Source organism: Flectobacillus roseus, assembly GCF_030056595.1.
GTDB classification, from domain to species: Bacteria; Bacteroidota; Bacteroidia; order Cytophagales; family Spirosomataceae; genus Flectobacillus; species Flectobacillus roseus.
The window spans coordinates 90818-103270 of sequence record NZ_JASHIF010000009.1; the positions used below are offsets into that span (position 1 = coordinate 90818).

A 12453-nucleotide genomic window follows, 5' to 3' on the forward strand; every position below is an offset into this window, starting at 1 on the left:
TTCTGGAAAGTTTGTGAATTCTTACCTCGGTGTTTATATTTACTCAAATGAATTTTTTCAAGAACCTTATTTCTAAAAAAGATTCACTTGGTCATTACCTGCTAAATTGTATTTTTCAACAAACTACCTTTCGTATGAAAAAAATTTCACTATTGAGTATTTTATTGTTTCTAGTAAGTTTTACTTATTCGTCTCTTGCTCAAAAACTTCCAAGTATCTCTGAAAAAACTAAAGGACTCAAAAAATATGAGGGTTTCTTTCCTTTCTTCTGGGATGAAGATGCTGGAAAAATATGGTTACAAATTGACAAATTTGACAAAGAGTTTTTGTATTATTCTTCGTTACCTGCTGGTTTAGGCTCTAATGATATTGGCTTGGACCGTGGATTGTTAGGCGAAGAAAAAGTAGTATTTTTCCAGAAAATAGGTCGAAAAATTCTGCTTACGCAACCCAATTATAAATACCGTGCTTTGAGCAACGATGCCAATGAAAAACGTGCTGTGCAACAATCGTTTGCTTCTTCCACTATCTGGGGATTTGCTGCTGAGGCAGAAGAAGATGGTAAAGTATTGGTTGATGCAACAGATTTCTTAATGAGCGATGTTTCGGGAATTGCTGACCGTATCAGAGGCATGAAACAAGGTAGTTATTCGCTCGACAAGTCTCGTTCGGCAATGTATTTGGCAAACACGAAAAACTTTCCCCTAAATGCCGAATTTGAAGTTACATTGACATTCGTAGGTGGCGATGATGCAGGTGAATACGTTCGCTCGGTTGCGCCAAGTCAGGAAGCTTTGACCTTGCGTGTGCACCATAGTTTTTTACAATTACCTGATTCTGACTATAAGCCAAGAGTATTTGATCCTCGTTCTAGTTTTAATGCTATTTCTTATTTTGATTACTCGACTCCAGTATCCGAGCCTATCGACAAGTATTATATAGTTCGTCATAGATTAAAGAAAAAAGACCCGAAAGCTAAGGTTTCAGAAGCAGTTGAACCAATCATTTATTATCTCGACAACGGTACGCCAGAGCCCATTCGCTCTGCCTTGATGGAAGGTGCACAATGGTGGAATCAAGCATACGAAGCGGCTGGTTATAAAAATGCATTTCAAGTAAAATTATTGCCAGACGATGCCGACCCAATGGATGCACGCTATAATGTCATTAACTGGGTTCACCGTAGTACACGTGGCTGGTCGTATGGCGCATCAATTATTGACCCTCGTACGGGCGAAATTATCAAAGGTCATGTAACATTAGGCTCATTGCGTGTTCGTCAGGATTATTTGATTGCACAAGGTTTGTTATCTCCTTTTGAAAAAGGTGAAAAACTAGACCCAGAAAAAGACCCAATGCTCAAAATGGCATTGACTCGCTTAAAGCAATTGGCTGCTCACGAGGTAGGACATACCTTGGGATTAATGCACAACTATTCGGCAAGTATCAATAACAGAGCTTCGGTGATGGATTATCCGCACCCAACGGTAAAACTCAACAGCAAAGGAGAGGTAGACCTTTCTGATGCTTACGCATTGGGCATCGGTGACTGGGATAAATATTCGATTACTTTCGGCTACCAAGATTTTCCACAAGGCACAGATGAGAAGGCTGCTCTGAATAAAATTATTGACGAGGCTAATGCAAAAGGTTTATTGTTTTTGACAGATATTGACGCTCGTCCTGCAGGAAGCCACAGCTCAACGGCTCACCTCTGGGATAATGGTAAAAATCCAGTTGATGAATTAAATAATACCTTAGCTGTACGTCAAAAAGCCTTGAGTTCTTTTGGAGAAAATAGTATCCGTAAAGGAATGCCAATGTCACACTTAGAAGATGTTTTGGTGCCAATTTACAATTACCATCGTTACCAAGTAGAGGCTGCGGCAAAGATTATTGGCTCAGTAGATTACCGTTATGCTTTACGTGGTGACGGACAAAAGCCTAATACTTTGGTTAGTAAAGAAACACAACAAAAAGCCTTGGATGCCGTATTACAAACTCTTTCATCAGAAACCTTGACAATTCCTGAATCGATTATCCAATTGATTCCTGCACGTCCTGCTGGTTATTGGCCAAGTCGTGAATTATTCAAAAAACGTACAGGTCGTGCTTTTGACCCATTGGCAGCAGCAGAATCAGCAGCAGATTTTCCACTTCAATTCTTACTACAACCTGAACGTACTAGTCGTATGGTCGAATACGAAGCAAGATATAGTAGTTTGGGATTGGAAGAAATGTTGACTCAATTAATTGAAAAAACTTGGAAAGCTCCTAAAACCACAGGCTTGGCTCGTAAAGTGCAGTTTCAAACTGAACAAATCGTATTAACGCATTTGTTAGCATTGAGTGTAAACGAAGCCGCTAATTATCAAGTTCGTGCGGTTTGTGGCAAAGCTATCAAAGATTTGAAAGCATATATTGAGTCTCAGAAGAATACCAAAGAAAGTGACTATGCTGCGCATTTGGACTATGCTGTTGAAAGAATGAAAAATCCTTCGGCAGCAAAAGTAGCTACTCATAAAGAAATGGCTCCTGGTGCTCCAATCGGTTGTGATGAAGAATAAGGTTAATAAATACTGAGTATTAAACTAAAGTGCTGAATTAGAGTTTCTAATCCAGCACTTTTCTATAAATCTTTAAGTTAGTGGGCAAAATAGCATTTAATTTTTGAGACTTAGGCTTTCAGGTATCGGCTTTCGGCGGTGGACTTTGGAAAAAAGCATTTTAACACTCTTTGTCTTGTGCCTGTTGCCTAAACACATAACTCAAATCTAATATTGTTTCCCTAAAATTACCCCAAGCTCTAGCAAGATTGCTAGGGCTTTTTCTTTGCCCATTTAATCATATAAATCCTAAAGAACCTCCCCATCACTCCTTTAAGCGCAGAAAATCCACTTTTGTTAATGATTGTTAACGTTGGGTTATTTACTAAACCCTAGCCTTCTTCACATATCAAAGAGACAAAATACAGCGTTAGAGAGCTAAATATCTCAAAATTAAAACAAGTAATAATCCATAATTTTTATAAAGCCATGACTCCAAACTTTGTTAACATTGCAAAACCTACAGTAGGTAAGCAATCTTTCTTGAAACCTATTTTTACATTTTTCATAGCTGGTGCTTTAATGAGCACTTTTACAAATGTACAGGCACAGCGCGGTCATGATGACAGATATGAGAGAGGTCGTGACGGAGATTATCGCTACGACAAAAAAGATCGTGACAATCGCGGAAATGACAGACGTGACGACAACCGCCGAAACGACAATCGTCGCGATGACAATCGTCGCGATGAATATCGTCGTGATGACCGCAGAGGTCCCGACCGTGTTGTTGTAGTTGACCGTACTCGTCCAAACTGGCAATATGCTAATATTCCTAGTCGTAATGCCCATTACAATGCATTACCTACAGGACATTTAAGTATCAACTTTGGAGGTATTCGCTTTGCTTATCATCAAGGCGTTTTTTACAAACCTTACAACTCCGAATATGTGGTATGCCAAGCTCCCGTAGGGATTCGTGTCAACGTATTACCTCGTGATTGCCGTAGAGTTGTGATCCGAAATGTAGATTATTACTATTATAACGGAACCTATTATCGTCCTTATGGAAACGAATACGCAACTGTAGCTCCTCCAATTGGTGCATTGGTGGAGAGTATTCCTGGTGGATATGAAAAACTGATGATTAACGGTGAAACTTACTATGTAGTAGATGGTATCCAATACAGAGCGGTATTAAACCGTGGTGAAATTTGGTACGAAGTAATCAAAATCATGTAAGAATGATGCTGTAGGCTATAAGCTTTAGGCAGTAGGCAAAAAGTTCTAAAGAAGCCCAAACACTCAAGTAATCGTGCAAAATAAAAATTAAGTGATGGTAAAATCAAAGTGTTGAAAATTGGAATCCTATATTTCATAATTCATCATTAATACATTATATAACGAGGCAGTCTTTCGAGGCTGCCTTTTTTATTTATCTAAACCTCATTTTTTCAACAATTCAATAAATAGTAAAATATTATGAAAAAATTTAACTATTCAATAAATTAGCGTTTATTCACTAAACATCGTTCATCAACTCCCTAAATAGTATAGATTATGGAAAGGTATGGTCAGATTCTCAATTTTGCGATGCCCATTTTTTTATTGTTGGTATTACTTGAAAAAACCTATGGTTGGCTCAAATACAAGGATACCTTCAAGCCCATGGATATGCTTTCGAGTTTAAGTTCGGGCTATACAAACATCATCAAAGATGTTTTGGGAATCAGCATTTCCATCATTACTTATGATTGGATGGTAAACCATTGGGCAATTTATCATTTAGAATCTACTTGGGCGATTTATGTTACGGCTTTTATTGCTTTAGACTTTACGGGATATTGGGGGCATCGTTTGAGTCATCAGATTAATTTTCTATGGAATCAACACCTGATTCACCATAGCAGCGAGGAGTTCAATTTGGCTTGTGCTTTGCGTCAAAGTATCTCTACCTTTATCAATTTCTTTACCATATTCCTATTACCTGCCGCATTATTAGGTGTACCAAGTATTGTGATTGCTACCGTTGCACCAATACATCTATTTGCTCAATTTTGGTATCACACGACGTATATCAATCGTATGGGCTGGTTAGAACATATTTTGGTAACGCCTTCACATCACCGAGTTCACCACTCTATAAATCCCGAATATATTGATAAAAACCATTCACAGATTTTTATCATTTGGGACAAAATGTTTGGCACCTTTCAAGAAGAGTTGCCTTCAGTGCCATGTGTTTATGGCATCACTGTTCCTGTAAGAACGTGGAATCCTATCAAAATTAACTTCCATCATATCTGGATTTTAATACAAGATGCTTGGCATACAAAAAGCTGGGTAGACAAGGCTAGAATTTGGTTTATGCCAACTGGCTGGCGCCCAGAAGATGTGAAGGACAAATTTCCTTTGGCTAAAATCGAAGATGTTTATCATTTCCAAAAATATACCCCTGAGACCTCGAGTAAACTGGCGACTTGGTCTTTTATCCAGTTCTTTTTCACCTTTGCTTTGATTGTATATTTCTTTGGGCATTTGGCACAAATAGGTTCGCCTTTGATTTTTGTGTACGGAGGCTTTATTTTCCTAAGCGTATATGCTTACACCGAAATGATGGACCTAAATCCACATTCTTTTTGGTATGAGTTATTTAAAAATATTATCGGATTAGGACTCATAGCCTATTTGGGAGATTGGTTTGGGATGAATCAATATTGGGTCGGAGTTGGATATTTTGTAGGGATCTATTTCGTCTTATCAACCATTATAACGGCTTACTTGGTGTATTCCGAGAAAAAGGTTTTTCAACAGAAAATCTATACCAACTAGCTATCAGGTATTGTTTGTGAGCTTTCGGCTAGTAATACCTTTTCCGAAAGCTGACAGACAATACTCAACTATACATACATATATACCCCTTGTGAATATTGATGTTTGAAACGTTTAAAAGCCTCTTGTTCCAAACGTTCCTGATGGTCGGGGTGGGCTACTTTAATTAATTCTTTCGCTCTTTCCACCAAATTCTTTCCATACAAATAGGCAATTCCAAATTCGGTAACTACATAATGTACGTGCGCACGTGTTGTTACCACACCAGCACCTTCTTTCAAATGTGATACAATTTTAGAATCGCCATCTTTTGTCCCTGCCGCCATGGCAATAATAGGTTTTCCTCCTTCCGACAAACCAGCTCCACGCATAAAATCCATCTGCCCTCCTACACCAGAATACATTCTGTAACCAATACTATCTGCACAGATTTGTCCAGTAATATCGATTTCAATGGCACTATTAATAGCAGTAACTTTAGGGTTTTGACGAATAATGGCGGTATCATTTACATAATCGACAGGCAACATATTAATCAAAGGATTGTCGTCCACAAAATCATATAGTTTCTGAGTACCACAAAGGAAGGTCGACACTATTTTTCCTTGATGTTTTTTCTTAAAACGACCTGTAATAACACCTTTTTCAACCAATGGAATAATGCCATCTGAGAACATTTCGGTGTGAATTCCTAAGTCTTTATGATTTTCTAGCGCTGCCAAAACAGCGTTAGGGATACTTCCAATACCCATTTGAAGCGTTGCGCCATCTTCAACCAAAGAGGCTACATTATTTCCAATTCTTTGTTCGATATCAGACGGTGTTCCCCACGTTACTTGATGCAAAGGTTGATCAAAAGGCACCAGATAATCAATTTTACTCACATGAATTTGACTATCGCCTAAAGTTCTAGGCATAAAGCGATTGACTTGAGCAATGACAATTTTGGCAGATTCGAGAGCAGCTAAAGTTGCGTCAAGAGATGTCCCTAATGAACAAAATCCATTTTTATCAGGTGTCGACACTGTAATGAGTGCCACATCAAGATTTATGATTTTTTGGCGAAATAGTCGAGGAATTTCAGACAAGAAAACAGGGATATAACTACCTCTCCCCTCCGCAATAGCTTTGCGAACATTTTTTCCAATAAAGAACGCATTAGTATGAAAAATCCCTTCAAATTCTGGTCTCGTATAGGGTGCATCGCCTTCGGTATGCAAATGATAGATTTCAACATTTTGAAGGTGATCGGCCAATTTCACCATTTCTTGAAGTAGGTGTTGTGGCGCTCCTGCCACACTATGCACATAGACTTTATCACCAGATTTAATAACTTTGAGAGCGTGTTCAGCAGATGTAATCGACATAAGTATGTAATTTTGAGGTTGGGATAGAAATTAATTTTGTGACGGCAAGTTGGAGGAATAGTTTGATCTTCAGAATGACTTTGATCATTTAAAATACCTTTTTCTATCAGCTACTTTTTGTACAATTCCGATATTTACTTTACCTAACAGCTTAATTTTAAACCCATTCGCTAATTTCTTATCAATAAATAACCAAGAAACCGTAAATTTGACATGGAAACCAATTACATGCCCCTACATATCACTCGCCTTTGGAAGAATATTGCTGGTCAAGGTTCAAGAAGAAAAAGAAATCGTTTTAGGGAAATGTATAAGCTTCATTTGGGAATAACTTCTGATGAATACTTCTACCAAATCATGCGTGGAGAAGTAAAAATACCAGAACCCGATATTCAATATTGTGAAACCTTAATTCGAAATATTAAACAACAGCGATAGCCTATGAGATTTATTCTACTTCTATGTATATTTTTGACTCAAGATATATTGGGGCAGTCGTTAAAAAAAAGCTTAGATTCGACGATTTCTCATCATTTTGCAGGAAAAGAGGCGGGCGGTGCATTCTTGATTATTGAGAATACTAAACTACTTTATGAAAAGGGTTTTGGCTTCGCTGATATATCTCAAAAACTCGCTAACACTCCTTTCACCAATTTCCGACTAGCCTCAATGTCCAAACAGTTTACGGCTGCGGCGATAGTGTTATTAGAAAAAAAGGGCTTGATAAGTTATGATGATAAAATAAGTAAATTTTTTCCCCAATTCGACGGAGTAGTTTCTAATCGCATCAAAATCAAACACTTGCTAACTCATAGCTCAGGGATTTTAGACTATGAAAGTTTGATTCCTTCTAGTCGTCAAGTACAAATCAAGGATGCAGATGTGGTAAGTTTATTGGCTACAGAAAACAAACTTTACTTTGAACCAGGGACAGAGTTTAGATATAGTAATTCTGGTTATTGTCTGTTGTCACAAATTATTGAAATAGTTACAGGCACGCCTTTCGAATTATTTGTGACAGAAAATATTTTCAAGCCCCTAAAGCTCAAAAATACTTACTATTATAATATTTATTCAAAAATGCCCCTTCGTGCTTTGGGTTATGCACTTAGCCCGAGCAATCAAGTAATTTTAGCAGATCAAAGTGTTACAAGCGCAACCAAAGGAGATGGTTGCATTTATAGTAATATAAGAGATTTTCAAGTTTGGAATGAATCCTTGGTTAATAACACCTTGTTTAATTTATTTGAAGAACTTCAAAAAGTTCAAGCAAACGCTCTACCCAATAGTCCTTTAAAGTATGGCTTGGGATGGTTTTTTATCCAGCAAGATAAAACTTGGGAGCTGTATCATTCAGGCAGTACCTCGGGCTTTAGCAATGGTGTATTATGGTTGCCCCAGAAAAAAATCTTAATGGTATATCTAACCAATCTTGCTGATAATCATGTTATTGAGGAAAAAATTATGCAAGTTCTTAAAACACATAAGATTTTAAACAACACTTTCGATTTTCGCAAAGCCTTGTCTCTTACCCGATAGAGCCCTATTTCTGCAAAGCAAACTGAGATGGTTGTACTTGTTTTAATTTTTTAAATACTCGTCCAAAATAAGATACATTATTAAACCCGCTTTCAAAACAAGCATCGGCTACTGTACGCCCCTCATTGAGTAATTTACAAGCATGATTTACCCTGTATTCATTCACAAAGTCTGTGAAGGTTTGATTGAGGTTTTTCTTAAAATAATTACAAAATGCAGGAACAGTCAAATTGGCTAGTTCAGCCACCTGTTGAATTTCTATTTCTGTAGTAAAGTTTTCCTCCACAAATTGGTAAATTTTGCGTAATCGAAGTTGATCTCGCATGCCAAAATCATAGCGAGTTTCTCTTTTATTCAACAATTCAAACTCATTTGAATTCGCTAAAAATTCCAATAAATTCAATAAATATACCATCCGCTGAAAAGGCGGTATCTCTTTTATTTTAAGTAGTTCTTCTGAAACTGTTTGCTTGGTGACACCTTCAAATTTGATACCCTGTAAGCCTCGCTCTAATAGTTTCTTGATATTTTTCATTTCGGGTTTGTGCAAAAAACCTTCTCCCAAAAAATCAGGCATAAACTGGATTACCACTTCCTCGTGCTCGCCAATTGCACCAAAACCAAAGCCTCCATGAGGCACATTTGACCCAATTAATACCAAATCGCCTTCTTGGTAATAACTCAAATGATTGCCCACGTGGCGTCGACCGTTACCACCATATACACAAACAATCTCTATTTCGGGGTGATAATGATAGTCCCAAGCAAAATCCTCTGCTTTAACTTTTTGGTGTAATAACCTAAATGAACTTCCTTCATCTGCCTGTATTCTTTCGTATCCTGTCTTCATTGGTTTAGTGATAATGTTACACAAAATTTATTTTTTGTCTTTAATGCACTCATTTCCAAAGCATAATGAAATATTTTTTTAGGAATAGGAGAAGATTGAATGCATGCAATAAAACCTAATTATTCATTGTTTCTCAAAATTATATATAAAAATATTAATACAGTGCTAATACTGCGTAATAAAAGAGTAGTTATCCGCTAAAAATACACGCTAAATTTGTACGTCATTAACCATTTATATAATTTATCTAAGAAAGCGGACTCTCCAGTCCGCTTTTATTTCTCAATCAAATAACACCGATGGCTCACTGGCGACTCAAACTCTCCCTTTTTATTAACTACTTCTTATTTGCCATGCTACTCAACAGTGTGGGTACGGTTATTTTACAGGTACAATCTACCTACCATATTTCCGAATCTTCTGCTGGTATTTTAGAAGCTTTCAAGGATTTGAGTATCGCTATTATGTCGTTTGTTATGGCGTCATTTATTGGTCGATTGGGTTATAAAAAAGCCATGTTATTGGCTTTGGCATTAGTAGCAGGAGCAAGCATTGCTATGCCTTTGATGAATACCTTTTGGATGACCAAGTTACTTTTTGCCACTGTAGGTATCTCATTCGCCTTAATAAAAGTTTCCGTATATGCCACTATTGGTTTGGTCACAAAAGACGAAGGAGAGCACATTAGTTTTATGAACTTTATCGAATCATTCTTTATGATTGGTATCTTGCTAGGCAACTTCATCTTTAGTCTTTTTATCGATGACACTAATCCTAATTCAAGTTCGTGGACACAAGTATATTATTGGTTGGCAGGCTTGGCCATTATTGCTTTTTTGTTATTGTACACTACTCCTGTTTCAGAAACTACCAATAATGATTCTCAAAGCGAAAGCAGTTCTTTTGGCGAAATGTTTCGTTTGGCAATTGTGCCAGTGGTGCTAGTCTTCGTGGCAAGTGCATTTATCTATGTACTTATCGAGCAAAGTATTATGAGTTGGTTGCCGACTTTCAACAATAAAGTACTTCATTTACCTGCAACATTGAGTGTACAAATGGCAAGTATTCTCACAGCTTCGGCAGCTTTGGGTCGCTTTTTTGCTGGAATTTTATTACGAAAATTCCCTTGGTTATTCGTCTTAACTATATGTATAATCGCAGCTGGTAGTCTTGTTATTTTAGCATTACCTCTTGCACAAAATTTAGGAAATGAAGCCATTACCGGCTGGGGAAATGCTCCGTTAGTAGCATTTGTCTTTCCTCTCATTGGATTTTTAATCGCGCCTATCTATCCCGCAATCAATTCTATTATTCTAAGTACCTTACCACAAAAACAACACGGGCTTATGTCTGGCCTTATCGTTATTTTCTCAGCGCTAGGCGGTACAACTGGTTCATTTATAACTGGTCATATCTTTGAGGCCTTTGGAGGTCAGACAGCCTTTTATTTCTCATTGATTCCAATGGGGATTCTCATAACGCTTTTGTTTTTTTTCAAAAGAATACAATCTCGCTACCAAAGCAACCCCATTGACTTTGGCAAAGGTGGCGGTAGCCATTAACCATTTTTTATAAACAATACCTTTAAAAATGAATACGCACGCTGAGTATCTGGAGTTAAGTGCGTTCGAAGAGCTATTCGAAGACGTACAACTGAGTGGGATTTTTCCCGATTCCAAAACATTTAACGATTGTGTACCTCGGTTTGAAAAAGACCAAATTCTCAATACTTATCGAGCCCAAAAACAATTACTACAATTTGATTTAAAAGAATTTATCAAGTCCAACTTTATACTAACCACTCATCAATCTACTGAGTACACAAGTGATTCCGCAAAGCCTATCGAGCAACATGTAGATGGGCTTTGGACGGTTCTTACACGACAACCCGACCAAGTGGGAGGTTCTTTAATTCCATTACCTTATCCTTACATAGTCCCAGGTGGACGCTTTCAAGAAATTTACTACTGGGATTCCTATTTTACCATGTTAGGACTTTCCGTAAGTGGACGCTTCGATTTGATTGAGAATATGGTTGATAATTTTTCTTTTCTCATCAAAACCTTAGGGCATATCCCAAACGGTAACCGTTCTTATTATATCAGCCGTTCGCAACCACCTTTTTTCACCTTAATGGTAGCTTTGCTCCAAGAAGATTCGAGTGATGATTTATATCTAAAATATCTGTCTGCTATCGAAAAGGAATATAATTTCTGGATGAGTGGATTTGATTCCTTATCAAATGAATGGCAAGCACATCGACGCGTTGTCAAAGGTCCTAAAGGTGCACTATTAAATCGTTATTATGATGACATGGATACGCCTAGACCTGAAGCTTACAAAGAAGATATCGAAATAGCCCACTTATCTCTCCGAAAATCTTCAGAAGTATTCAGAGACCTTAGAGCCGCTGCCGAATCAGGTTGGGATTTTAGTAGTAGATGGCTAGCAGATGGTAAGCATTTAGAACAAATCGTTACCACGCAAATTATTCCTACTGACTTAAATTGTTTGCTTTATCATATCGAAACAGTTTTGGAACAATCTTATCTTAAACTAGGAGATAAAGAGCAACAGGAAAAATATGCAACTCGAGCAGCAAAACGGAAAAATGCTATTTTGGAACTATGCTGGAACCCTCAAAAACAACTCTTTTTTGATTACAATTTCATTCAACAGACACAAACACAGGTAGAATCATTGGCGAGTACTTTTCCTCTTTTCTTTGAAATTGCTACAAAAGAACAAGCTAACTCGGTGGCTATGAGTTTAGAGACTAAATTTTTGAAAGATGGAGGACTCCTAACTACCACACTTAAGACTGGTCAGCAATGGGATTCGCCTAACGGCTGGGCACCACTTCATTGGATAGCTTATAAAGGACTTCGTTTGTATAATAATGATGTTTTGGCTACCAAAGTTAGAGAGGCATGGCTTCTGACCAACAAGAAGGTCTACACCCAAACTGGCAAAATGACAGAAAAGTACAATGTTGTAGACACTACCCTACTAGGTGGAGGCGGCGAATATCCCAATCAAGATGGTTTTGGCTGGACCAATGGAGTATTCTTAAAACTTTTCAGTGACATATAAACACGAGTAATTACTTGTAGATACATTTTGTTCTGTATACTTTTTGTCAAATAGGGTGCGATTTAAGTCGTACCCTATTTGACAAAAAGTATAAAAGTTTAATTTACAAACCTCAAGAGATACCACATACATAATTGTTTATAATAGACTTTTTGCTATTCCGTTTTGCTAGTAAATTATCAATCGAATTTGTAATTCGATTATCATGACTAAATCAGCGACTTTT

At 37.4% G+C, this 12453-nt stretch carries 9 protein-coding genes; 7 read left to right on the forward strand and 2 right to left on the reverse strand.

Annotated features, from left to right (window positions below; all coding sequences use genetic code 11):
- Positions 1-134: 134 nt before the first annotated feature.
- The 3 genes from QM524_RS11265 (at position 135) to QM524_RS11275 (ending at position 5378) form a co-directional block, all read left to right on the forward strand.
- Entirely contained in the window at positions 135-2567 is a 2433-nt protein-coding gene (locus QM524_RS11265) for a zinc-dependent metalloprotease (RefSeq protein WP_283344663.1), read from the forward strand.
- A 468-nt stretch (positions 2568-3035) separates the two neighbouring features.
- A complete protein-coding gene (locus tag QM524_RS11270) occupies positions 3036-3788 on the forward strand; it encodes a DUF6515 family protein (RefSeq protein ID WP_283344664.1) in 753 nt (250 codons plus the stop codon).
- A 318-nt stretch (positions 3789-4106) separates the two neighbouring features.
- On the forward strand, positions 4107-5378 hold the full coding sequence (locus QM524_RS11275) for a sterol desaturase family protein (protein WP_283344665.1): 1272 nt from the start codon (positions 4107-4109) through the stop codon (positions 5376-5378).
- A 68-nt stretch (positions 5379-5446) separates the two neighbouring features.
- Here QM524_RS11275 and QM524_RS11280 read toward each other — a convergent pair whose 3' ends face one another.
- A complete protein-coding gene (locus QM524_RS11280) occupies positions 5447-6745 on the reverse strand; it encodes an acetyl-CoA hydrolase/transferase family protein (RefSeq protein ID WP_283344666.1) in 1299 nt (432 codons plus the stop codon).
- Between the two features lie 213 nt (positions 6746-6958).
- Here QM524_RS11280 and QM524_RS11285 point away from each other — a divergent pair, with 213 nt between their 5' ends.
- Both QM524_RS11285 and QM524_RS11290 read left to right on the forward strand, forming a co-directional pair.
- Positions 6959-7183, forward strand: coding sequence for a hypothetical protein (locus tag QM524_RS11285; protein WP_095162737.1), 225 nt, complete (start codon positions 6959-6961; stop codon positions 7181-7183).
- Positions 7184-7186: 3 nt separating this feature from the next.
- Entirely contained in the window at positions 7187-8284 is a 1098-nt protein-coding gene (locus QM524_RS11290) for a serine hydrolase domain-containing protein (RefSeq protein ID WP_283344667.1), read from the forward strand.
- Positions 8285-8288: 4 nt separating this feature from the next.
- On the opposite strand, the gene QM524_RS11295 is transcribed toward QM524_RS11290, so the two are convergent.
- The gene (locus QM524_RS11295; RefSeq protein WP_166577011.1) at positions 8289-9134 is read right to left on the reverse strand and encodes an AraC family transcriptional regulator; all 846 of its coding nucleotides are present in this window, start codon (positions 9132-9134) and stop codon (positions 8289-8291) included.
- Positions 9135-9433: 299 nt separating this feature from the next.
- On the opposite strand from QM524_RS11295, the gene QM524_RS11300 reads away from it, so the two are divergent.
- Both QM524_RS11300 and treF read left to right on the forward strand, forming a co-directional pair.
- Positions 9434-10696, forward strand: coding sequence for an MFS transporter (locus QM524_RS11300; RefSeq protein WP_283344668.1), 1263 nt, complete (start codon positions 9434-9436; stop codon positions 10694-10696).
- 28 nt (positions 10697-10724) lie between these two features.
- On the forward strand, positions 10725-12227 hold the full coding sequence (treF, locus tag QM524_RS11305; RefSeq protein WP_283344669.1) for an alpha,alpha-trehalase TreF: 1503 nt from the start codon (positions 10725-10727) through the stop codon (positions 12225-12227).
- Positions 12228-12453: the final 226 nt, after the last annotated feature.